This is a genomic window from Pseudomonas canadensis (assembly GCF_030980095.1).
Classification (GTDB): Bacteria; Pseudomonadota; Gammaproteobacteria; order Pseudomonadales; family Pseudomonadaceae; genus Aquipseudomonas; species Aquipseudomonas canadensis.
Genome location: NZ_CP133298.1, coordinates 3699929 through 3721708, shown reverse-complemented (window position 1 = coordinate 3721708; position 21780 = coordinate 3699929). Strand labels below are relative to the sequence as shown.

The following is a 21780-nucleotide window of genomic DNA, read 5'->3' as shown; positions in this document are numbered from 1 at the left end:
ATGCGCAAGCACATCATCGCGGCCATCCAGGCGCATGCGTCGGCTCAATACCCGAAAGAGTGCTGCGGGCTGCTGCTGGCTATCGGGCGCAAGCAGAAGTATTTCCCGTGTAGGAACATTGCGACTGAGCCAAGCGAAGAATTCCGGCTCGATCCCGAAGACTATGCTGCGGCGGAAGACCTGGGCGAGGTGATCGGCATTGTCCACTCGCACCCTGATGCCACCAGCAGGCCGTCACCGCATGACTTGGCCATGTGCGAGGCCACGGCCTTGCCCTGGCACATCCTGTCCTGGCCCGAGGGCGACATGCGCACGATCACGCCAACGGGCAGCACGCCGCTACTCAAGCGACCGTTTGTTCACGGCGCATGGGACTGTTGGCAGGTTTGCGCTGATTGGTATGCCCGCGAGTGGGGCCTGGAGTTCGAAGCCTTCCAGCGCACCGATGGTTGGTGGGAAAGCGCCGAGAACGCAAGTCTTTATGAGCAGCACTACGAGGCGGCTGGGTTCGTTCGCGTCCACCGACCCCAGCGCGGTGACTTGATCGTCATGCAGATCGGCCGGACGGCGCACCCAAACCATGCTGGGATCTATCTAGACAATAATCCATTGTTGCCGGGTGAGGAGTCCGGAACCTTTGGTCCTGGGCCTTTTTTGCTTCATCACCTTTATGGGAGACCATCAGAAATCATCGTATTCGGTGGGCCTTGGTTGGATCGTACTCGGTTATTTTTGCGGCACAAGAATACCTGAATGCACCTGCTTTTTTTCGAACCTCTCATCCTTTGGCATACTTCAATATTAGGGTATATTGCAAAAAATCGGATAATGGCATTTGGCCAAGGAGATAGGTTCGTGAGTGCTGAAATGGTCGATTTGAAAGCTGGTAGCGCGCGCTACACCAATATAAAAGATTTAAAAGGGGAGAAGTTTGCTGATTGGCTGCAGAGTGAAATTAAGTACTGGAGCGAACTTCTCTCAATGTCTACAAGGAACGATAGTAGGCTTTCGCCGCTTTTATCTAACGTTATTAATACATACATCCATGACCTTCAGCAGATTGAACCTGACAAGGGGAAGACTTTATTTCCGAACAAAAAGGTATACTCTGAGGTCGTCTCCGCTAATAGCGCTGCTAGGCTTCCAATGCATGATGACAAGCATGCGGAAGAATTTAGGCTCTCATTTTTAACAGGGATGGCAATGCCTGTAGTGTTTGCATACCGGTCTATCTCAGACCTTATGGATGATGGTTTCTTGAGGGGCTATAATAAAGGCGTTGATGCTAATTTTGAACAGTTTTCTAAGTCTGTAGAAAATTCGCTTGAAGATGTAAAAACAGCGGTGGAGGAATCATCCGAGGACATAAAGTTGCAGTTGGATGTTGCGGCTGAAAAGATTTCTAGTCTGGCAAAAGCCGCTACTTCTGCAATCGCACTTTCAGAACCTGTGAAGTTTTGGGAGCAAAGGCGCGATATTCATAAAGAAAACGCCAAGAGATATAGCAAGTATGCTGTTATATCTGCCTGTGTATTTGCAGCGGTTTTATTTTTGTCTATGCTTTATGGTTATGCTGCAGGTGTAACGCATATAGTTTGGGGCTATGAAATAACGTTGCCCAAAACATTGGCTGGTTTTGCTGTGATCTTGTTGGTTTCAACAGGTGGTGTTTGGGCTACGAGGATTTTCGTGAAGTTAATGATGGTTAATTTAACCTCGGAAGCGGAGTCTCTTGAAAGATCTACAATGATTAAGACCTTTGTTGCTATGCAAGCGGTAGACTCTTCGATTTCTCATGAGAGTCAAATGCTGTTTTATACGACTTTATTTAGGCCTTCGAATAATACGATTAATGAAGAGTCGACCGCTCCTGAATATGGGAAGATATTAGATGCCGTTCTGAAAAGTAGAAGTGGTGATAAAACATCCGGCTAGCATTAGGCTTTCGCCAAATCAAAGAGGGAACGACATGCGGATTTTGATAGCGGCGGTAGCGGTGGTGATGCTGGCGGGGTGTGCCTCATCGGCAATCTCGGTGCGAGATGCGAAGCCGGTACCGGCCGATGAGCTTTACGCCTTCCAATCGAAACCCGCCGGAGAAGGCGGAAAGATCACTGTTGTTCGTGATTCGGGCGCCGTTGGCTCGGGCTGCGACATTGTCGTATATGTCGACGGTCGAAGAGCTGCAAAAATCGGCACCGGGCAGCGCGCTACCTTTTACTTGCCGTCTGGATCGTCAAATCTAGGTGCTGGCCTGGCCGGTTCAGGCCTGTGTGCAGGAGCTGCAATTCGAACCATTGTCGCGACGGTGCTGCCTGGCAAGGAAAGCCTGTACCGCATCAGCGGCGACATGTCCGGGTTCTACATTGGCCCTTATGTCGATTACAACTGAACAAAAAGCCATGAAGCCGCCTCCGGGCGGTTTTTTATTGTCCGGAGAAAGTGATGCAGGCATCAGCGATCAACTACCAACCGATGACGACGATTCGTCTTCACGGGCAACTCCGTCAGTTCGGGAAGTCCTTCAGGCTAGCGGTAAAGTCGCCCGCCGAGGCCATCAAGGCACTATGTGTGCAGATTCCTGGCTTTGAGCGGTTTCTGTCGAATGCGAAGTCGCGTGGGCTTGAGTTCGCTGTTTTTCGCGATAAACGCAATATCGGGGAGAAGGAATTGAGCTACAACGGCGCCGGAGAAATCCGCATTGCGCCAGTGGTTGTAGGCAGCAAGCGCGGAGGTATTCTTCAAACCATCGTCGGCGCGATCCTGATTGTGGTTGGGGTGATTTTCTCGGCCACGCCATTCGGCACCCCACTTATTGGCGCCGGTATCGGCCTGGTGGCAGGGGGCGTAATCCAAATGCTAAGCCCCCAGGCCGGCGGCCTCAAAACCAGCGCCGCGCCCGAGAACACCCCTGGCTACGCCTTCGGCAGCGCCAAGAACACTACGGCATCCGGTAACCCCGTACCGCTCTGCATCGGCGAGCGCCGGTGGGGCGGCGCGATTATCAGCGCTGAGATCTACGCAGAAGATCGCATGTAACTATCACTTTCAGAACAGCAGCCGCCCAAAAGGCGGCTTTTTATTGCCTGGAGAAAAGCATGGGCGCAGCACACAAAATCGACGTTTATGGCGCCAAGGGCGGATCGGATAAGCCCAAAACACCTACTGAAGCGCCGGATAGCCTGCGCTCTGTCGCCATGGCAAAGATGCTGATCGCCGTGGGCGAGGGAGAGTTCGAAGGCACACCTACCGCGCGCGATATCTTCCTCGACAACACTCCGCTTCAAGACCCCCAAGGCAACATGAACTTCCCGAACGTTAAATGGGAATGGCGCACCGGGGCGGTAGACCAAACCTATGTCCAAGGAATCCCGTCGATCGCGAACGAAACAACGATCGGTACGGAGTTGCGCAGTGGCACGCCCTGGGTTCGAGCCATCACCAACACTCAGCTTTCTGCTGTGCGCGTGCGCTTTGCCTGGCCGGCACTTCAATCGGTCGACTCGGGCGGGAACATCAACGGGTACACGATTGGCTACAAGGTCGAGTTGGCAACTGACGGCGGCGCCTACCAGGAAGTGCTGAATGAGGCCGTCTCCGGAAAGACTACAAGCGTCTACGAGCGCACGCGCCGCATCGATTTGCCGAGGGCGAGTACAGGTTGGCTGATGCGGATCACTCGTCTGACCGCGAACCAGAACAACAACAAAATCTCCGACACCATGCAGATTGCCGGCTTCACCGAGGTGATCGACGCGAAGATTCGATACCCGAACACCGCGCTGCTCTTCATTGAGTTCTCGGCGGAACAGTTCCGCAGCATCCCGGCCGTGACCGTGGGCTGCAAGGCTCGAAAGTGGTCGGTACCGAGCAACTATGACCCTGCGACCCGGACTTATACGGGGATATGGGATGGCACTTTCAAAGAGGCGTATACCAACAACCCGACATGGGCGACGCTCGGTATCACCACGAACGACCGTTTCGGCCTCGGCCGCAGCATCAAGCCGTGGATGGTCGACAAGTGGGAGCTGTACCGGATATCGCAGTACTGCGACCAACTGGTGCCGGACGGTAAGGGTGGCCAGGAGCCGCGATTCATTTGCAACCTGAACCTGCAGAGCAAGGCTGACGCCTGGTCGCTGCTACGCGACATCTCCGCGATCTATCGGGGCATGACCTACTGGGCCCAGGGCCAGGTGTTCACGCTGGCCGATATGCCGCGCGCTACCGACTTTGACTTCGCCTACACCCGGGCGAACGTCATTGACGGCAAGTTCACTTATTCCAGTGCATCGGAGCGCACCCGCTACACGCGGGCGCTGATCAGCTACGACAATCCGCTGAACAACTTCGACACCGACGTCACTGCCGTGACGGATGCCAAGCTCCATCGGCGTTATGGCGACAATCCGCTCGAGATCAGCGCCATCGGCTGCACCCGTGAATCAGAGGCACAGCGCCGGGGTAAATGGGCGCTGCTCACCAACTCCAAGGATCGGGCCGTTACCTTCAAGGTCGGCCTCGACGGTCGCATCCCGCTGCCAGGGTACGTGATCCCGATCGCTGACGAACTGCTGGCCGGCCGGCCGGTGGGCGGGCGTATCTCGGCGGTGAGCGGCAAGGTCATCACCCTGGACCGTGACACCCAGGCCAAGCCTGGTGATCGCCTGATCCTAAACTTGCCGGACGGCAAGTGCGAGGGCCGCACCGTGCAGTTGGTCAGTGGTCGGCAGGTCACCGTGACCGTGGCTTATTCCGTGCCGCCGGAGCGTGAACTGGTGTGGGCGCTGGACGCTGACGACCTGGCCATCCCGCTTTATCGCGTGGTCAGCGTGGCGCGGCCGGAGCCTGGCGTGTTTGAAATCTCAGCGGTGCAGTACGACCCGAGCAAGTTCGATCACATCGATACCGGCGCGCGCCTGGAAGAGCGCCCAATAAGCGTTGTGCCAATCACCGTGGTTCCGGCGCCGGCCAGCGTCATGCTGACGTCGAGCTACGCCGTGAATCAGGGTATCGCTATCAGCACTATGAACATTTCGTGGCCCGCTGTTGCTGGCGCGGTTGCTTATGACGTGGAGTGGCGCAAGGACAGCGGCAACTGGATCAAGCTGCAGCGCACGGGCGCGACGAGCGTTGATGTCACCGGCATTTACTCGGGCGCCTACCTGGCCCGTGTTCGGTCGGTGAGCGCCTTCGAGATATCTTCAATCTGGAAGAACTCCAACCTAACCAACCTGGAAGGCAAGGTCGGCCTGCCGCCGGCAGTGTCGTTCCTGACCACCACAAGCCTGGTCTATGGCATTGGCATTCAGTGGGGCTTTCCACCTGGTGCGGAGGACACGCAACGATCGGAGCTTTGGTATAGCCAGTCACCGAATCTGGCCACCGCGATAAAGCTGAGTGACTTTAGCTACCCGCAGGCCAAGCATGAGATGCAGAACATCCTGGCGGGTGCGAGCTTCTACTTCTGGGCCCGCCTGGTGGACCGCACCGGCAACGTTGGGCCGTTCTGGCCTATTCCCGGCGCAGTGAATGGCCGGGCCAGCTCCGACCAGACTCAATACGACAAGTACTTCGCCGAGAAGATCGGCAAGGGTGCGTTGTACCAGAGCCTGCGTGAAGAAATTGATCTGATCACTGGCGATGGCCCAGGGTCGGTCAACGATAGGCTGGAGAAGGCCAAGCAGGAGCTGGAAGACCTTATCTCCGAAGTGGTAGACGCCTTGGAATATGTTCCATCCAAGACCTACGCCAAGGGCGACATGGTCCGGGTGGGACAGCAGTTGTTTCAGGCGACCACCGCGGTACCGGTCAATACGACGCCGCCGAACGCGAAATACTGGTTCAACTTGGGCACCATCGCCGAAACCAACGCAGCCATGGCCCTGGAGATCAGCAAGAACAAGGCCGCTATCAACGAGGTCGACGGGAAGGTCGCAGCAACCGCCGAGAAATTGGATGGGGTTTATGCTTTGGTGAAGTCCGACTCTGCAGGTTCGGAGGAGGGCAGTGCCGGCGACAGCACTTCGTCCGCCGGCGCCTGGTCTCTGATGTCTGTTATTGCTGAGCGAGATTTTGCTCAGTCACAGCGGACGGACATTGTTGAGGCCAAGGTGGGGAAGAACGCTGCCAGCATTCTTGATGTTGCTACCACCGCCGCAACGGCTACCTCAGCCCTTGCTCAGAAAGTCACGACAATGGGAGCGAAGGTCGACAGCAATGAGGCCGCTTTCAAGTTAGAGACCACTGCATTGGCCAATGCGGACAAGGCGCTGGGCGAGAAAATCGAAACGGTACAAGTCGCATCAGGCGATAACTCTGCCGCTATCGAGGTGGTCAGTAAGGCTCAGGCCACCACTGACGGGAAGGTTTCGTCGATGGTGACCTTCAAGGCAGAGACGATTGTTGGGGGCAAAAAAGTTGCATCGGGGTTTGCGTTCGGATCGGATGGAGAGCAGGCGGAGTTCCTCATATTCGCGCAGCGATTTGCGGTGGTCGATGAGGTCAGCGGTCAGCTGGTGCCAATGTTCGTGGTGCAGAACAACCAGGTAGTCCTCAATCAAGCAATCATCAGCATGGCCTTCATCCAGGAAATCATTCTGGGTATGACGCTGAGGTCTGAGGCTGTCGACTCTAAGGGGCGTCCGCTGCTGGAGATCAACGTCAAGGCGGGGACGTTCACGCTGCGAAGCGCAGGCACGACCGGTTCCACCTTGCTCAACAACGACGGCCTCACGGTCTTCGATGCGAATGATGTTGATCGGGTAACGGTGGGGAGGCTTTCAGTATGACTTATGGCATGCGTGTAAAGGGCGAGGATGGCGCGGTCCAGCTTGATGAAAACTCGTTTACTTGCAGAGTCGTTTATAGCGCGATAGTAAATCCTGCGACGTCGCCAACAGGGTCTTTCTTTGATGTGGTAGTGGCCGGAGTAACGCCTGCAAATGCTGCTGTTTTTTGCATGCCGGCCGGACCAATTAACTATAGTACTGATAGTCAATTAGAGCCCGAGGTGGTCAACGGTGGCGTAAGAGTTTGGCGAGTAATGAAGGGGTATTCGTACCCTGCTAGTTGGGTCAGCCAGACCGCTATGATTCTTATTGTAGTGAGGTTTAAATAAGTGGCGGACTCTTTTGGTTTGACGTTTCAAAACTCGGCAGATAATAGGGTTGTTATTGATTCTGAGTTAACGCGCCTTTCTGTTATATGCAAAGGAAGGTACGCCAATAACTCTGGGCTCTACGCCGTAACATATTTTCCGTTCACGATAACATCGCAGTGGCCTCCCTTTGTATTTATAAGGCCGGACTCTGCTGGCGGGCAGATAGGCATGACTCAGGCTGAGGTTTTAGGCAGCTCGGGAGCGTGGACTGGCTTTAGGGTGCGGGCATACGATAACAATAGTGTTCGTCCAAATGGCCGGTATTTCGCTGCGGGGTTCGGTGCCGAGATTTTAAGCGATTATGGACTTAGGCTGCGAGATGGAGCGAGGACGGTACTGTTTGACAGCGGCACTCCAACTGCTTTATTCGCAAACTATAATTCCTCTTGGGCTTTCGCTGGGAGCGGCACCACCGCTCAGGGGCAGAGCATTGTGTACTTTGCTGCACCCTTCACCATGACGGAAAACGAGTATATTTTAATCAACACATTGAGCATGCCTGTTATTCGGGCATTACAGCAACAAAGTGATCTACAAATGATTTGGGATTATCCAAACAGTCGTATCCTTGCGGCCGTAATTTACATTCCTGGATACAACACTAAGTCTCTGGGGATAACAACTATGACCGCCAAGATGGTGATGTAGGAGAAGCGCATGGCAAGACAAGAAATCATCATCGGCACGGCGCCACAAGGACTTGGTGGTGATCCGCCGAGAGTGGCCAGCATGAAGATCAACGCGATGACGCAGGAACTTTACGATAGCCTTCCGACAAATGCTGCTCCGTTAGCTGTAAACAGGGGAGGCACGGGGGGCAAGACGGCTTCCGAGGCAAGGTTGTCTCTCGGCCTTGTGCCTGCTGCGTCTAACGTTGATATCACCGCCGGCTGTCTTCTTGTGCCGGGCTCTGGTGGCGTCCTGGGCCCACCGGTTGCAATCACAAACGCCAACGGCGTCACGTTCCTTGGGGGGACTCGGGGCGTTTTCAGCGGCACGGACGACCAGTGCGCGGCCGCAAACTATCCAAGCCTTGGGGGCGGCTCAATTCAGCGCCGATGGTACATTCAGACCGACCTACTCGACGGGACAAGCTGCATTCAAACGGCCACTGAAAGCATCGGCGCAGGTACGATTCCGGGGCGCAAGTTCACTCGAACGCTCCAGGGCGGTTGGCGCCCATGGGTAGAGGATGCAACCCTATCCAACGCTACATTGGATCCGCAGACCGCAGGAGGGCTGATGAGCCGTACCGTCGTTGGCGGGGTGGCGATTCAGAAGTTTGCGAGTGGCGCCATGCGAATGATGAGCACCATAACTTCAAGCCAGGTCATAGCCGCAAACAGCGTTGGCGCAATTATACAGTCCATGCCTGCCGGATTTCAGGCCATAGACGGCCTGTCAGTGACAGCTCAGCCCGCGACAAGCGTCGACGCTTACGGCGTTATTTTCCCAGTCGCGACTTCGGTGACTTCGTTCACGGCCTACGTTCGAAACGGCCCCACTGCTCAAACATTTACGCTGCGCTACATAGCTGAAGGGAGGTGGAGATAATGCGAATCACTCTATGGCCAGACCTCGTTGACTGGCCCATCAAGGCGTCGGTGAGCGGCGATGTAATCAAAATCAACGGCGAGAATGTTGACCTTTCCGGCATCCCTGAAGGATATCGGTTGCCCGGTGCAGCAGTTGGCAATAAATGGTTTGTCGAATCAGATTACGTAGAGCGTGTAGACGGAGAGCTTAGTGTCACCATTCGCCTACCCGTCCAATGGGACAGTCCTGAAGAGCTCAAAAACCCAGCCACGCCGCTGGTATTGAGCGTGTTCAATGGGCAGGTCAGCTTCCCGGATACTTCGCCGCCTGCCATAGAGATTGAACAAATACCCTTGGAGAGCCAAGTGAATGATTGACTTGAGCAAGCTGGAAAAGATCAAGACTCCTGCCGATATCGCGCAAGAAGTTTCAGCTGAAGAGGCGCGCCGCTATCTGCGGGATACCGACTGGTACGTCCTTCGACAGATAGAGACGGGGCAGGCTATCCCTGATGACATCAAGTCGGGCCGCAAAGCCGCCCGAGACACCATCAGCACGGTAGCCGCTGACGCCTGACTCATTGATGCCCGAACACACCAGCCGCCTTGAGCGGTTTTTTTTCGTCTGGAGAAAAGTATGCCGAATGCCGAAACCCGCGGGGTGCGCAACCGAAACCCCGGCAACATCGACTACAACCCTGCCAATCAATGGCAGGGCCAGCTCAAGCCAGATCCTGCCGTCGAGAAGCGCTTTGCTCGGTTCGATACGGCGGAGAACGGCATCCGTGCCCTGGGGAAAGTGCTGCTGACCTACCAGCGGAAGCACGGCCTGAAGACGGTGAAGGCGATCATAAACCGGTGGGCGCCGTCGGTGGAGAACGACACCGACGCCTACGTGCGCGCCGTTGAGGCGAACACCGGCACCCGGCCAGGTGCTGAGGTTGACCTGACCCGGCCGGCGGTGATGGCTGGCTTCGTAAAGGCGATCATTCATCATGAGAATGCTGGGTATGCCTACCCAGTGGCGGTGCTGGCCGAAGGCGTGCGGCGGGCGCTGGCATGACGCCGGTGCAGAAGCTGGCCGGTCTAATGGTGCTGATCCTGGTGCTGATGGCCGCCGCCGCCGGCGCCACCTGGCAGGTACAAGGCTTGCGGATGGGCGAGAAGCTCGCGAAGCAGAGCGCGGCGCACCAGAAAGCCCTTGATGCCATCACCAGCGAGGCATGGCGCCAGCAAAATGCCGAGCAAGATAAGCGCTTGGCCACCGAGCAGAGAGCGAGCGCTGCCGACCAACAACACTCCCTGGAGCTTTCCAATGAACAACGCAAGCAGGCTCTTCTGCGCGATCGCCTTGCCACTGCTGATGTGCGGCTGTCAGTCCTTCTCGATGCCACGGATTCAGCCAGTGGCTGCAGCGTGCCTGCCACCCCCAGCGCCGTCGGCGTGGTTCATGCAGCCCGTCGAGCCCAACTTGACCCAGCGCATGCTCAACGAATTATCGGGATCACCGACGCAGGCGACCAGGGACTGATCGCGCTGCGGGCATGCCAGGCGTACGTCCGTGCAATTGCACCCTGAGATCAATGAACTACTCTCTCGGAGCGGGTTCGTATTGCGATCATTTGGTTTATTGAAGGGCGCCATGGATAAGAGGCTCGCTGGCCTTTCGTTTCTGCTGACTCTGGGCTGGGTTACGGCGGTAGCGTTTGTGATGTGGTATTTTTCGCAACCTTAGCGCAGGGGGCGAATCAGTTCGGGCCCTTTGTTCCTCACGTTGCCTATGGCCGTATCGACCTTGAACCACTCAAACACCTCCGAAGGTTCGCCCTGGTGCAGTACGATCTGCTCTGCGCGCTCTTTGGGTGTGGCCAGGTCCAGCCATTCCCGAGCCAGTTCCGGAGTCAGCACCACTGGCCGACGGTCGTGAATATCCACCATGCCTCCGGCACTGTCGGCGGTGATGATCACGAAGCCGTATTGCTCGCCTGGGCCTTCATCAGCATCCGGTAACTGGCCGATAGCGGCACAGAATATTGGTGCACCATCTCGCCGGCGGATCATGTAGGGCTGCTTCTTGGGCCCGCCTTCATCTACCCATTCAAACCAACCGTCTATGGGGGTGATAGCCCGGTGAGGCCAGATCGCCCGGAAGAATGGGCCGTGGGCTACCTTCTCGACGCGCGCGTTGATTGGAGCTGCACGGTCTTTCGCCCAATGTGGTCGCCATCCCCAACGGACCGGGTCGGCGTGCAGCAAGTCGCCCTGCAGGTGGAGCAGTGCAACCTGAGTCGTTGGCGCGACGTTAAAGCGCTCAATTGGCTGATCGCCCACGGAATTGGCCAGGGCATTGGGCATGCTAAGCGCCGCAACAAAGTCGTGGATTCCGCGGTATTGCGTCAATCTTCCGCACATGATCGTCTCCGCTCGTCAGGGCTGGTGAACATATAGGCTTCGTTCAGTCTCTACAGGGTAGACATTGGGCAAGAGCATTCGTCATGACGATCAGTAATGGGCAAGGCAATGCATTAGAGGGATCAACCCCGCCGAGCAATAGCACAGCGACCGGATCTCTATCCCCTCAAGAGCGGTACGACATGAGCATGTCCGCTGCGAACGTTTTGAGGTCGCATGGACTGATTGACGGGGCCGGTTGGATCGAGTTGTCAGATAGAGCTCTGACTGTATACGCAGAGACGAGCTAGGATGAAGGCTCAGTTAGATTTGTCAGCTCCATCAGCAACCGCTGATTCTCCCTAAATAAGTGTTCGTTCTGACTTGCGATCATTTTCAAGCCCATGATCTCTTTTGCCATTTCCGAGGAGTGGACATTTGTACGGCTTAGCTCTGCTTCGGCATCTCGCAGCTTTACCTCCGCTGATGCCTTACCGACGGCGAGCAGATCATTCATCTGCACCAGGCCGGCCACATTGGCTCGGGCCTTTCGCAACATCGATTCGGTCTGGATGAGTTCGTCCTCCAGAAGCGCGCATTGGTGCTGATACATCTCGAGGGGCGTGGGGCACCCGAGCCAGTCCTCTGTGTCCAAGTCGATGCTCATGTATGTCATATCCAGATACTGTATGCATGCACAGTAGTCTGGATTTGGTTAGGCGGAAGGCTTGAGGCGACGAACTGCAGGGTTACCCGTCGATCAGTCAGGCGACATGAGGACTGCGAGAGTCAGCTTAATGAACTCCTCGTTTTCGTCGATTGTGTGCAAAGCGCCGCGGATGTTCTCAGCCACATCGGCTGAGCCGCGCTGTTCGATCCAGTTCGATACTTCCATGATGGAGGCTTCCAGGGCCAGCTGATTTTCGTAGAGCTTGGACAGGATGGAGGGAAGTAGGTCTGAGTTTGGCATCGGCGTTCCTCTGGTGGAGTGAACAGAACAGCATTCAACTTTCCTCTAATGAAAAGCTCGTCGGGCTGTTAAAGATAACTCATTATAAATGTTACTGATGCGTTTGCGGTGCCAGCTTTGAGTTCGCTATCGGTTAGGCGGTAATAAGAGGCAGAAAGAGGGATATTGAAGTCTGTGCCTGTGGTATTAAAGCCGTTGAATTGATAAGTGGTATCCAAAGCAAGGGGCTGGCCTGCGTCGTCCATTAGTTTCAGACCGATGCCTTTGGCGGTCGAACTGGCATTCAACGCTACGATGCCCTGCTTTTGATCAATGACTTGAGAGGTGGCTTTAAGAGAATACGTGACCTTCTGAATGCCTGTCTGGCACTGGTGGAGGCCAATGTTGAACTTAACGGGTTGAGATGTATCACCGGCATTGCTGAATTCATAAAGATAATAATCATCACCCATTTGAACAGATACATCCGGAGTCACGCAGGATGCGGCGTTTAAAATGATTGGGTTGGCCAGATTGATCTTCACAAGGTCAATGTCACCGAATCGATGCGCCCCCAGATTACCTGCAGGAACCTCATTTTTCGATGACAGTTCACCCGACTTAATAATTTCAATGGTGTAGGCCCTGGAGACGTCTAAGTAGTTCTGGCCAGCGATAATTCTGTCTGCACTTAAATAGCCATTTAGTGTGTTTTTGACTTTGAGTGATAGCCCGGTTTTACCCAAAGGAAAGACGTTGCCGGTAGCGACGCTACCTAGCGTAGGGTTAAGTGCGAAAATAAAGGGCGAAGCCGAGGAGCAGGCAAAACCTTGTTGTGGTGCTGTTATGGACTCTTCATAAACTACTGTGCCTACAGGTATATCTCGAGGGACTGTCAAGGCGATTGGCGCGACAGCGAAGTTAGCCGTAAATTCGCCATTCAGAGTAAACCTGCAGTTCGCTGCCAATGTATCTGGTGAATAGCCAAAAAAGATCGTGGCTAGCGCGGCCATCAAAGAGGGTGGCCAATGATGTTTTTTTGAAATGCACATTTTTTGATAACCAGGGTGGGTGTGAGGGTGGACGAGGTACCCTATCGATTGTGTGCGACTGAGAAAATAAGACAGTTCTTAGAATATTGCCAGCGATGACAGCCTTCGCTGAGTTGATCGTAATCGGCCAGCAGAACGCCGAGGGGGGGGGACCGGTAACATAACTAAGGCTGCACCCCAATGTAGAGTGCGGTCTCGGGCCTGCTGTTTTTTCTAGATTATGGAACGTCGAATAGCCTGTGAGGCTATCCGCGCTTGAATTTGACCTTCGGGCTTGAGGACCGGCGAATACGGCCGATTCCGTAGGGTGGCCACGTCTTTTTTAGGCAGATCGACCTGTCCTTGAGCATGCATATTTGAGGTGGTGGCGATTCAACGCGGTGCATAAATGTAGCTCCGCAACTCACATCGCCCAGCTTGGCCTGTCCGCGTTGCGCACACTGGAAAATGCAGGTTTACCCGATGATCAGTCAGGCGCCATCAGGACGGCTAGTGTCAGCTTGATGAACTCTTCGTTCTGGTCGAAGGTGTGCAGGGCGCCGCGCACGTTCTCGGCTACCTCGGCGGAGCCGCGCTGCTCGACCCAGTTAGATAGCTCCATGATCGAAGCTTCTAGGGCCAGCTGGTTTTCGTAGAGTTTTGAGAGCAGGGAAGGGAGTAAGTCTGAGTTGGGCATGGCTGTTCCTCCGTGAAGTGATTAGCATAGCGGTGGGGGACAGGGTTGGTTGGTGTCCGGTCAGCAGGACGCCGGGGAGGGGTAAACATTTCCGCAACTCAACGCGCACCCCTTGATCTACGGGGCTTCCAGCGGTTTAGGAAATGCTACGATGCGGAACGGATTTAAATCTAACTTGTTGTAATATATAGATAAACAACCAGTCTTGAAAACCGGCGGACGTTAATAGCGTCTCCAGGGTTCGAATCCCTGGTTTCCCGCCAACATTCAAACAAAAGCCCCGCATTAGCGGGGCTTTTGCGTTTCTGGGGTTTGGGTAGATGACGCCGGTTTTTGATAGGCGTTCCGAAACTTTGCCTATTTTGATGGTGTGGCAGTGGCGCCAATCCTCCTGTAAACCCGTTTGGTGATCTCCTGCTTGCTATGTCCCAGCAGTAGGCTGGCGTCGCCAATATCGATGATTTCCGATGCCGCCTTGGGTCGGATGTCACGAAACTGAAATCCTCCAATCTTTGCTGCGAGCATAGGGTCGCCCTGATCCAGCGCGTTCTGCTGCGGCCTCTCCCTTGCCTTGTCCCAGCGCAGGTGCAACATAACTTTCGTCATCCTTTTTCCGTGCTTGTTGATTAGTAGGTACTTGGACATGCGACGCGGCAAAGGGAAGGTGATGGTGATGGTGAGCATCAACGATCACCCGGACATCCGGCGGGCTTTTGATGGCTTCCATTTTGAGACGCTGGATATCCGCTATAGCACCACCAACCAACGGCAAGGCCGGGCTCAAGTCAGTGGAGAGCTTGTGATAATGAACTGGCAGCCAGCAGATCTGGGGGGCCTATTTTAACCGTCGGCATGGTTGAGGAAGGTGCGGTTTCCACCCATGGGGTTTGCCCGTGCACGCAGTAGTTTCAAGCTGTAAACTATTCACTGAATTCTATAAGGGGCACGTATGTCTGTTGAAAAGGGAAGTAGTAGAAAGGGATTTCGGGTTCTTAAAATTACTGCGGTGCTTGCCTTTCTGCTGTTGCTGTCATTGGTATCTATAGCGATAGCGATGCGCTCAGTCGCGAATCAAGATGCGTTGTTCTTTTCGGTCAAAGAAATTAAAAGGATGTTTGTCCCTGCGATTAATAAGGCGGTTCCGGATCCGTTCTTGTTAAATGAATATGATCAGCTGAGCTTTTTTCATGATAAGCAGGAAGTTGACGCTCCCCGGATAACGAGAAACACAGTTGTGGCTTTTGTATTTGGTCAATCTAATGCGGCCAACCACGGCGGTGAACGCCATCAATCCACTACCGGTAAAGTGTTCAATTACTTCGAAGGTAAATACTACCTGGCTGCTGACCCTCTGTTAGGTGCCACAGGCGTATCTGGCAGTGTGTGGAGCAACCTCGGCGACAAGCTGGTGAACGATCACTTGGCTGACGGTGTGGTACTCATCCCGGCAGGTGTTGGCGGTTCGACGTTAAAGCAGTGGCAGTCAGGCGGTAGGCTCAATGAGATGTTGAAAGCAAGGCTTACAGAGGTGAAAGCGTCTGGCCTAACCGTGACGCATTTCTTGTGGCATCAAGGTGAGTCGGATAACACGTTGTCGCCGGACCAATACGCAGTTGGCCTGGGGCAAGTTATCACCATCACGAAAAAGTATTTCCCTGAGTCGAATTTCTTTGTTGCCCAGGCCAGTCGCTGTGGAACTATGGCGTCTTCACCTGGAATACTTGAAGCGCAACGGAACGCTACAAAGCAGAAGGGTGTGTATCTAGGTCCTAACACAGATGTGATTGGCCTGGATGATAGATACGATGATTGCCACCTCTCGGGGCGCGGTATCGAGTTGCACGCTAAGGGCTGGCTCGATTCTCTGAAGCGGCCTTCAAGTATCTAAAATCGTGCGGTGAGTGGAGGGGAAGAACCCCTCCACCGTTTTTCAGTTGGGCTCGCTTGTCTCAGTGACCATGCGTACCAACAGATTTTTCGCAACGTAGTCTGACGCAATAGGCGTTAGGTGCGATTTGTCCCAGGACGTCAGTCCCTCTTTTTTGTCTGAGCCAATGTAGGTCAGGCATCCATCAGTATTGCAAAGCAAATCCATGATGTCGGCATAGCTGGCATTGTCGATATCGAATGCTTTCTTCAATGCATCGTTCTTCTGAATAAACTCCTTATCGACGCCCATGAAGGTGCGTGACGGTGTGTCTTTCCACAACGATTTAAGAACTATTTTGTGTAGGTCAGACGTCCAATGGGGTACCGGTCCAGTGAAGATGATTCTGGTGATACCTAGAGCGTTAAGTTTGTCAGTGGTTTCTCGCATCATCGCGAGATCTTGTCCCCAGTCCTCGGCGACGATGACTACGTCAGGCTTGGCTTTCTGTATGGCGTCGAGAGCGAACCAGTTGGACTGCTCGCAGTAGTCGGTGGAAGACGCTACTTTCGCATTTGGATTCGCTGGGCATGATGAACTTGCAACCTGCAGGATTTGCCAGTTGCTAGGCAGATTGTTCTTCAACCCAAAGTACAAATGCTGGGCATGGGAGTCGCCCCAAATAAACACTGACCTTGTATATGTATCATCTTTCTTGAAGCAGTTTTGACTAATCGATTCCACCGGTACAGTGGTTGCTTTGCCTTCGCGTTGTTTCTTTATGTTGAAAAAGTTGCAGCTATCATTGTACTTGTTCAACAGCTCTGTCCGTTCCATATATGACCAGGTCGGAGAGACGTTTTTGAAGTACGACGAGAACTGTGCACGATCATCCAGTCTGAAGGCATAGCCTTCGTTTTTGAAGATGCTAAAGCCGCCGAGGCCAACTGCAACCATCGTTGTGACCATTACGAACACGGCTCTGTTACTGCTGGTGTTCGTACGGATAGGCTTCTCGATGAGTCTATAAGTCGCATAGGCCAGTGCGATAGACGCGACAACCGCAACCATTCGGATGGCCGCTGAGGGCAGCGCGCCTTCGACGATGTACGCGAAAGAGAGCAGCGGCCAGTGCCAAAGGTAAAGGGGAAAGCTTATCAGGCCGAACCATACCAAACTTCGGTTCGCTAGAACGTTTCTGTTCAGCCAAGCGCCGGATCCTGCTGCGATTAAAAGCGCTGTACCTAATGTGGGAAGCAACGCCCAGGTGCCTGGGAAGGGACGACTCTCGCTAATCCTCAGGAAGCCCACTAAGAGCATGACGGCGCCCAATGCAGAGAAAACCTCTGAGCATCTTGAACGCGTCAACACGGACAGCCTTAGAGGGGAGAACAGCCTCTCCTTGTTGAGATTGATATAGGCCAGCGCAGAACCTATCAGCAGCTCCCAAAACCTTGTTTGTGGAGAGTAAAAGGTGAAGGAGGGGTTAGTCCTCACATTGCTGATGTTAAGGCTGAACGAAACTGCCGCTGCAATAATGATGACGATGAATGGATTAAATCTTACCCGCCAAGCAGCATAAAGGATAAGCGGCCATACGATATAAAATTGCTCTTCAATACCCAGTGACCACAGGTGCAAAAGTGGTTTGGTGTCTGCGGAGTTGTCGAAGTATCCGCTTTCCTGGCGTAATGCCAAATTCGAAATAAACACCGAGCCGGCTGCAAGGTGTTTGCCGAGCTGTTGGTATTCATCGGCTAGTAACAAGAACCAACCTGCTACGCAGCAGGTTGCTAAGACCAGCAATAATGCTGGGAAGATGCGCTTGATTCGTCTGACGTAAAATTCGACAAAGTTAAATGAGTTTTTTTCTAAGCTACTTAAAATGATAGTTGATATTAGAAAACCCGATATCACAAAGAAGATATCGACACCAATAAAACCTCCCCTAAGGCTCGATGGGAATGCATGGAAAGCTACCACGGCCAGGACCGCAATGGCTCGAAGGCCATCAATGTCTGCCCTGTACTTGGGATGCGTTAGATGGTGTTCCGTTTTTGACTTATCCATGTAAAACGTGCGTGCCCCGGAGAAAGTTGTGCTTATCGCTGCTAAAAAGCTTTGTGGTGTTTCGTTCCACAACGGCAGGCCGGGATTGTATCTGAACCGGATACAGAATGAGGCCGTTTGTTGGTTGGGCTTGAGCCTGGAGAAGGCGTGACACGTTGTGATCGGTGGGCAACGCTCCGCCTGTCGAAATTCCCTACGGAAAAATTGACCGCAAGTGCCCTACAAAGTTAACTGTACATTCGTACAGTATTTGTAAAAGGCCCCGTCATGAGCTTTACCATCCTAGGTCCCATTGCTGAGGTCGGCGCTAAGCTGCCGTTGTGCTCGTTCCAGGTTCCGGCCGGGTTTCCTTCGCCGGCAGCGGACCACATCGAGCAGCACATCTCATTGGATGAGGTCCTGAATATCCGAGCGCCTCACGTGTACCTGGTGGCAATCACCGGAGAGAGCATGCAAGGCGTCGGGATATTCGATGGGGACCTGGCCGTGGTGGATCGTGCCATTGAGCCGCTCCATGGGCATGTGGTGGTGGCTTTGCTGAACAATGAGCCCGTCTGCAAGCGCTTATGTAAGCGCGGTAGGGAGGTGGTCCTGCTTTCCGAAAACCCCAAGTTCCCGGCACGCTACATTCTCGAAGGCGACGAACTGTCGATCTGGGGCGTGATCACCAGCACAGTGCGCAGCCATGTCTAAGCAGCAGCCAACCTTCGCACTGATCGACTGCAACAGCTTCTATGCCAGTTGCGAGCGAGTGTTCCGGCCCGACCTGGCCAAGACGCCTATCGTGGTCCTCAGCAACAACGATGGCTGTGTCATTGCCCGAAGCTACGACGCTAAGCCTTTCATTAAGATGGGCGAACCGTATTTCCAGATCAAGCACAAGCTCCAGCAGAACGGCATTGTCCCGTTTTCGTCAAACTACGCCCTTTACGGGGACATGAGTGAGCGGGTCATGACGCTGATCGAGAGTATGGTGCCCGCCGTCGAGATCTATAGCATCGACGAAGCCTTCGCCGACCTCACTGGGATCGGTGAACTTGACGCGCTCGGCAGACAGATCCGAGCCCAAGTACTTCGTTGTACCGGCATTCCCGTTGGTGTCGGCATCGCCAGTACAAAGACCCTAGCCAAGCTGGCAAACCATACGGCTAAACGCTTGCAAGCTCAGACCGGTGGCGTGGTGAACATCACCGATCCGGTCAAGCGCGATTGGGTGCTGCGTAATACTGACGTCTGCGAAGTGTGGGGCGTGGGCCGCAAAATGAAGCTCCACCTCGACGCCATAGGCATAAAGTCAGCGATGGACCTGGCCAAGGCAGATCCTTGGACGCTCCGTAAGAAATTCAGCGTAGTGATCGAAAAGACGGCGCGGGAACTGGCCGGCACATCGTGTCTGGAACTTGACGAGCCCGACCCGCCCAAGCAAGAAATATGCTGCAGCCGGATGTTCGGCAAACGGCTGACCGATCTGCCGCCGATCAAGGAGGCGGTGGCCACCTACATGATGCGCGCCTCAGAAAAGCTTCGCGCCCAAAACTCACTTTGTAAAAAGGTCCGCGTCTGCATCCGCACAGGCATGTTCAACCCCGAGGAGGCGAAGTATGCCAACGGCGTGGTGGTCGATATGCCGTACCCCACCGATGACGTGCGCCTGCTCACGAAAGCCGCTGTCGATGCGCTCGACAGGATTTTTCGGCCGGGTTTCAAATACAGCAAGGCCGAAGTGATGCTGCTCAACCTGTGTCAGCCAGGCGATTACACCGATGATCTTTTTGCAATATCGCAGCCGACGGAAGCAACCCAAGTTATGACGGTCCTTGATCAGATCAATGAGCGGTGGGGAAGGGGAACGCTTCGTTCTGCTAGCGTGCCCACCAACCCCGACTGGGGTATGCGTCGGGAGATGATGAGCCAGAGTTACACCACCAAGCTGGACCAGCTTTGGGTTGTAGCCTGCAATTAGCTGTTATTCAGGACTCATCAGTACCGCCAGAGTCAGTTTGATGAACTCCTCGTTATCGTCGATGGCTTGAAGGGCGCCACGAACATTATTCGCTATCTCGGCAGAGCCACGCTGCTCCACCCAGTTGGATAATTCCAGGATGGACGCCTCAAGGGCTAGTTGGTTTTCGTAGAGTTTGGAAAGCAGGGAGGGGAGTAGATCTGAGTTCGGCATCTTTGTTTCTCCGTGGAGCGAACAGCGTAGCAGGCAAATTATTGAGTGGGAAATCGAGCGACAGGACCCCGGGGGAGGGTGAAAAGAGTGCGGCTGACCGGGTGTTGTCTGGCACGGCACGGCACCCGACCCGACCAGCGAGCCACGCCCTGCTACGCCACCGTGCTGCGCAGAGCCCCGGTCCGGGCGGAGATGGCAAAGCAAACGCTGTGCCTTGGGCAATACGCCTTCTTCAAAGAAGTGCCGTGATGAGGCCAGGGCGGATGTTTGGCTTGAGTATGCTGGCGCTGGCCATCGGGTTTGCTGGCGCGTGGTAGGTTCAAGCCTGGCGCACGGGCTAGCAGCGCGATATGCCTTATATTTCTATGGTCGTTCAAATGTAGATCAGTGCAAACATCTAGGGGAGCTCACTCGTAAGCTAGAGTGACGGTAACTCCCGCATTGACTTTACCCGGCTTTACCATTTCGTTGCCGCGGATATAGACCACGTTCAGCATCTTTCTCTTTATTCCACCCGTAGTTGCCATCATTCCTATTGAATTGAGGCTGCCTTTAAATCCGAAACTTACTGCTTTCCCGTCGTCGAGCACTTGCAGCGCGACACCTGAGGCTTGGTCTGGTAGAGCAGCCAGCGTCAAATTATTAGAGGTGTTGGAGGGGGTATTCACATCAGTCATGCTGTAGTACACATTATAGGCAACAGGTGATTTGTTGCAGGAGGCGCCTAGTTGAAAAGATGCTACCTCGACTGTTGCGCCCGCACTTGGAAGGCTCGAGATATTGAGCGGTCGCAACTTAACCAGAGCGGGTGCGTCCAGTGTGCATGAAACCCTATTTACGTTAAATGATGCTGGGCTTATGACAACAGGGGATACTCTCGAATAGCAATCGGTCAAGCCGCCGGGGCGGGCCGTACATGCCACCCCGCTTCCACTAACGACCCCAACCAGTAGCGGGATTTCGTTAATAACTTTAAGTCCAGGCTTTAAGCTTGACTTTGTTGAAAGGTATCTAATGCGCACCCGTATTGGTTCCTGAATATTTTTATTGGCGTCAGGTTTTGAAATTTTTATTGTCTTATCGAACTCGCTTGAGGTGATTGAAGAAAAGCTTCCATCTGGTTTAGCGATAGACGCTATGATGAATATATCTGGATCGCTCGTTGACCATAGCGCATAGTTTTGTCCCTCAAAGGATGTTGAAGAACCGGCATAGGTGGGCTTCATAAAATAATTGTATACGTATTGTGCACCAACTCCAGTTGGCATATCTGTACAGGATAACTGTATTGTGGCTTCATGCCACGCACTTGATAACATTCCACCTTTGCCGGCGGCGCTGGAGGCAAATTGAAGTTCGCTGATCGTGGGCTTTATGTATACGTTGTTTTCCTGGCAAGCGGCATCGCTGAATGAGGAATATATAAGGAATATTATAAACATACCCGCATGGCTTAAAATGTTAGTTTTAATGGATAACGTCATATTCTTCTCCAGTCTGATTTGGCCTGATAATATAGTCAGGCTAAATTTAGCTAGATTTAGTTTCCATTGCAGAGCAACTGGCGGAAATCAGATTTTTCCAGCTCTACCGCAAGATAGATCTTACTTGCCGCAATGGGGAATTCTGCAAGATTAGCCGAGCACGGCGATACGATGAGTTCAAGAGCTTGTGGCATGTTAGGTAGTTTTTTCGGTCGGTATGACGCCTGGGGGGGCATTTCCGGAGCACTATATGCGCCCCTTGATCTGCGCGACCTGCAGGCCGGCCAATATGTCCAAGTGCGGAAACCATCAATGTATCCGCCCCATGAACTCCACATTCCAAGCAAATCGCTGACGGCTGATGCTGTGCTCCCGATTTCTATCAGGAGCTCATCACCATGATGAGTCCCAATGC

The 21780-nt window shown here is 53.9% G+C and carries 22 protein-coding genes and 1 pseudogene; 14 read left to right on the top strand and 9 right to left on the bottom strand.

Annotated elements, in window-relative coordinates:
• From RB216_RS16995 to RB216_RS16950, 10 genes are all read left to right on the top strand, one after another.
• Nucleotides 1-753, top strand: coding sequence for a C40 family peptidase (locus tag RB216_RS16995; RefSeq protein ID WP_177049339.1), 753 nt, complete (start codon nt 1-3; stop codon nt 751-753).
• A gap of 102 nt (nt 754-855) precedes the next feature.
• The gene (locus RB216_RS16990; RefSeq protein ID WP_177049341.1) at nt 856-1935 is read left to right on the top strand and encodes a DUF6161 domain-containing protein; all 1080 of its coding nucleotides are present in this window, start codon (nt 856-858) and stop codon (nt 1933-1935) included.
• 34 nt (nt 1936-1969) lie between these two features.
• Complete coding sequence (locus RB216_RS16985; RefSeq protein WP_177049343.1) at nt 1970-2392, top strand: hypothetical protein; 423 nt, start codon at nt 1970-1972, stop codon at nt 2390-2392.
• A 53-nt stretch (nt 2393-2445) separates the two neighbouring features.
• Nucleotides 2446-3039 carry a tail assembly protein gene (locus RB216_RS16980; protein WP_177049345.1) on the top strand — a complete coding sequence of 198 codons (594 nt, stop codon included), beginning with the start codon at nt 2446-2448 and terminating at the stop codon, nt 3037-3039.
• Between the two features lie 59 nt (nt 3040-3098).
• Complete coding sequence (locus RB216_RS16975; RefSeq protein WP_308907601.1) at nt 3099-6794, top strand: TipJ family phage tail tip protein; 3696 nt, start codon at nt 3099-3101, stop codon at nt 6792-6794.
• A gap of 539 nt (nt 6795-7333) precedes the next feature.
• Nucleotides 7334-7813, top strand: coding sequence for a hypothetical protein (locus tag RB216_RS16970; protein ID WP_308907600.1), 480 nt, complete (start codon nt 7334-7336; stop codon nt 7811-7813).
• Nucleotides 7814-8718: 905 nt separating this feature from the next.
• Nucleotides 8719-9078 (top strand): hypothetical protein, encoded by a 360-nt coding sequence (locus RB216_RS16965; RefSeq protein WP_308907599.1) that lies wholly within the window; start codon nt 8719-8721, stop codon nt 9076-9078.
• Entirely contained in the window at nt 9071-9277 is a 207-nt protein-coding gene (locus RB216_RS16960) for a hypothetical protein (protein WP_305385253.1), read from the top strand. The genes RB216_RS16965 and RB216_RS16960 overlap by 8 nt, the downstream gene beginning before the upstream one ends.
• 60 nt (nt 9278-9337) lie before the next feature.
• Complete coding sequence (locus RB216_RS16955) at nt 9338-9763, top strand: structural protein (RefSeq protein WP_308907598.1); 426 nt, start codon at nt 9338-9340, stop codon at nt 9761-9763.
• Complete coding sequence (locus RB216_RS16950) at nt 9760-10278, top strand: lysis system spanin subunit (protein WP_308907597.1); 519 nt, start codon at nt 9760-9762, stop codon at nt 10276-10278. The genes RB216_RS16955 and RB216_RS16950 overlap by 4 nt, the downstream gene beginning before the upstream one ends.
• A 153-nt stretch (nt 10279-10431) precedes the next feature.
• On the opposite strand, the gene RB216_RS16945 is transcribed toward RB216_RS16950, so the two are convergent.
• From RB216_RS16945 to RB216_RS16920, 6 genes are all read right to left on the bottom strand, one after another.
• Nucleotides 10432-11112, bottom strand: a complete 681-nt coding sequence (locus RB216_RS16945; RefSeq protein WP_308907596.1) for an SOS response-associated peptidase family protein — start codon at nt 11110-11112, stop codon at nt 10432-10434.
• Nucleotides 11113-11398: 286 nt separating this feature from the next.
• Nucleotides 11399-11758, bottom strand: coding sequence for a hypothetical protein (locus tag RB216_RS16940; RefSeq protein ID WP_308907595.1), 360 nt, complete (start codon nt 11756-11758; stop codon nt 11399-11401).
• 93 nt (nt 11759-11851) lie between these two features.
• Nucleotides 11852-12061, bottom strand: coding sequence for a hypothetical protein (locus tag RB216_RS16935; RefSeq protein WP_308907594.1), 210 nt, complete (start codon nt 12059-12061; stop codon nt 11852-11854).
• 68 nt (nt 12062-12129) lie between these two features.
• Nucleotides 12130-13092, bottom strand: a complete 963-nt coding sequence (locus RB216_RS16930) for a fimbrial protein (RefSeq protein WP_308907593.1) — start codon at nt 13090-13092, stop codon at nt 12130-12132.
• Nucleotides 13093-13558: 466 nt separating this feature from the next.
• The gene (locus RB216_RS16925; protein WP_308907592.1) at nt 13559-13768 is read right to left on the bottom strand and encodes a hypothetical protein; all 210 of its coding nucleotides are present in this window, start codon (nt 13766-13768) and stop codon (nt 13559-13561) included.
• Between the two features lie 357 nt (nt 13769-14125).
• A complete protein-coding gene (locus tag RB216_RS16920) occupies nt 14126-14452 on the bottom strand; it encodes a site-specific integrase (protein WP_308908910.1) in 327 nt (108 codons plus the stop codon).
• Here RB216_RS16920 and RB216_RS16915 point away from each other — a divergent pair.
• Nucleotides 14412-14612 (top strand): annotated as a pseudogene (locus RB216_RS16915) (DNA adenine methylase); the annotation flags it as partial. The gene RB216_RS16920 and the pseudogene RB216_RS16915 overlap by 41 nt on opposite strands.
• A gap of 105 nt (nt 14613-14717) precedes the next feature.
• Nucleotides 14718-15656 carry a sialate O-acetylesterase gene (locus tag RB216_RS16910; RefSeq protein ID WP_308907591.1) on the top strand — a complete coding sequence of 313 codons (939 nt, stop codon included), beginning with the start codon at nt 14718-14720 and terminating at the stop codon, nt 15654-15656.
• 42 nt (nt 15657-15698) lie between these two features.
• Here the strand turns inward: RB216_RS16910 and RB216_RS16905 are convergent, their stop codons facing one another.
• The gene (locus tag RB216_RS16905) at nt 15699-17705 is read right to left on the bottom strand and encodes an acyltransferase family protein (protein ID WP_308907590.1); all 2007 of its coding nucleotides are present in this window, start codon (nt 17703-17705) and stop codon (nt 15699-15701) included.
• 267 nt (nt 17706-17972) lie between these two features.
• Between RB216_RS16905 and RB216_RS16900 the strand changes: the two genes are divergently transcribed.
• Together RB216_RS16900 and umuC are read left to right on the top strand one after the other, a co-directional pair.
• Nucleotides 17973-18398 (top strand): LexA family protein, encoded by a 426-nt coding sequence (locus RB216_RS16900; protein WP_308907589.1) that lies wholly within the window; start codon nt 17973-17975, stop codon nt 18396-18398.
• A complete protein-coding gene (umuC, locus tag RB216_RS16895; protein WP_308907588.1) occupies nt 18391-19668 on the top strand; it encodes a translesion error-prone DNA polymerase V subunit UmuC in 1278 nt (425 codons plus the stop codon). The genes RB216_RS16900 and umuC overlap by 8 nt, the downstream gene beginning before the upstream one ends.
• A gap of 3 nt (nt 19669-19671) precedes the next feature.
• On the opposite strand, the gene RB216_RS16890 is transcribed toward umuC, so the two are convergent.
• The gene (locus RB216_RS16890; RefSeq protein WP_308907587.1) at nt 19672-19881 is read right to left on the bottom strand and encodes a hypothetical protein; all 210 of its coding nucleotides are present in this window, start codon (nt 19879-19881) and stop codon (nt 19672-19674) included.
• Between the two features lie 407 nt (nt 19882-20288).
• Nucleotides 20289-21365, bottom strand: a complete 1077-nt coding sequence (locus tag RB216_RS16885) for a fimbrial protein (RefSeq protein WP_308907586.1) — start codon at nt 21363-21365, stop codon at nt 20289-20291.
• Between the last annotated feature and the right edge of the window lie 415 nt (nt 21366-21780).

Excerpts from the sequence above, each read along its gene's own strand:
- RB216_RS16995 (WP_177049339.1), top strand. The coding sequence starts at position 1 with ATGCGCAAGCACATCATCGCGGCCATCCAGGCGCATGCGTCGGCTCAA.
- RB216_RS16985 (WP_177049343.1), top strand. The coding sequence starts at position 1,970 with ATGCGGATTTTGATAGCGGCGGTAGCGGTGGTGATGCTGGCGGGGTGT.
- RB216_RS16980 (WP_177049345.1), top strand. The coding sequence starts at position 2,446 with ATGCAGGCATCAGCGATCAACTACCAACCGATGACGACGATTCGTCTT.
- RB216_RS16975 (WP_308907601.1), top strand. The coding sequence starts at position 3,099 with ATGGGCGCAGCACACAAAATCGACGTTTATGGCGCCAAGGGCGGATCG.
- RB216_RS16970 (WP_308907600.1), top strand. The coding sequence starts at position 7,334 with ATGACTCAGGCTGAGGTTTTAGGCAGCTCGGGAGCGTGGACTGGCTTT.
- RB216_RS16965 (WP_308907599.1), top strand. The coding sequence starts at position 8,719 with ATGCGAATCACTCTATGGCCAGACCTCGTTGACTGGCCCATCAAGGCG.
- RB216_RS16960 (WP_305385253.1), top strand. The coding sequence starts at position 9,071 with ATGATTGACTTGAGCAAGCTGGAAAAGATCAAGACTCCTGCCGATATC.
- RB216_RS16955 (WP_308907598.1), top strand. The coding sequence starts at position 9,338 with ATGCCGAATGCCGAAACCCGCGGGGTGCGCAACCGAAACCCCGGCAAC.
- RB216_RS16950 (WP_308907597.1), top strand. The coding sequence starts at position 9,760 with ATGACGCCGGTGCAGAAGCTGGCCGGTCTAATGGTGCTGATCCTGGTG.
- RB216_RS16945 (WP_308907596.1), bottom strand. The coding sequence starts at position 11,112 with ATGTGCGGAAGATTGACGCAATACCGCGGAATCCACGACTTTGTTGCG.
- RB216_RS16940 (WP_308907595.1), bottom strand. The coding sequence starts at position 11,758 with ATGAGCATCGACTTGGACACAGAGGACTGGCTCGGGTGCCCCACGCCC.
- RB216_RS16935 (WP_308907594.1), bottom strand. The coding sequence starts at position 12,061 with ATGCCAAACTCAGACCTACTTCCCTCCATCCTGTCCAAGCTCTACGAA.
- RB216_RS16930 (WP_308907593.1), bottom strand. The coding sequence starts at position 13,092 with ATGTGCATTTCAAAAAAACATCATTGGCCACCCTCTTTGATGGCCGCG.
- RB216_RS16925 (WP_308907592.1), bottom strand. The coding sequence starts at position 13,768 with ATGCCCAACTCAGACTTACTCCCTTCCCTGCTCTCAAAACTCTACGAA.
- RB216_RS16920 (WP_308908910.1), bottom strand. The coding sequence starts at position 14,452 with ATGCTCACCATCACCATCACCTTCCCTTTGCCGCGTCGCATGTCCAAG.
- RB216_RS16910 (WP_308907591.1), top strand. The coding sequence starts at position 14,718 with ATGTCTGTTGAAAAGGGAAGTAGTAGAAAGGGATTTCGGGTTCTTAAA.
- RB216_RS16905 (WP_308907590.1), bottom strand. The coding sequence starts at position 17,705 with ATGGATAAGTCAAAAACGGAACACCATCTAACGCATCCCAAGTACAGG.
- RB216_RS16900 (WP_308907589.1), top strand. The coding sequence starts at position 17,973 with ATGAGCTTTACCATCCTAGGTCCCATTGCTGAGGTCGGCGCTAAGCTG.
- umuC (WP_308907588.1), top strand. The coding sequence starts at position 18,391 with ATGTCTAAGCAGCAGCCAACCTTCGCACTGATCGACTGCAACAGCTTC.
- RB216_RS16890 (WP_308907587.1), bottom strand. The coding sequence starts at position 19,881 with ATGCCGAACTCAGATCTACTCCCCTCCCTGCTTTCCAAACTCTACGAA.
- RB216_RS16885 (WP_308907586.1), bottom strand. The coding sequence starts at position 21,365 with ATGACGTTATCCATTAAAACTAACATTTTAAGCCATGCGGGTATGTTT.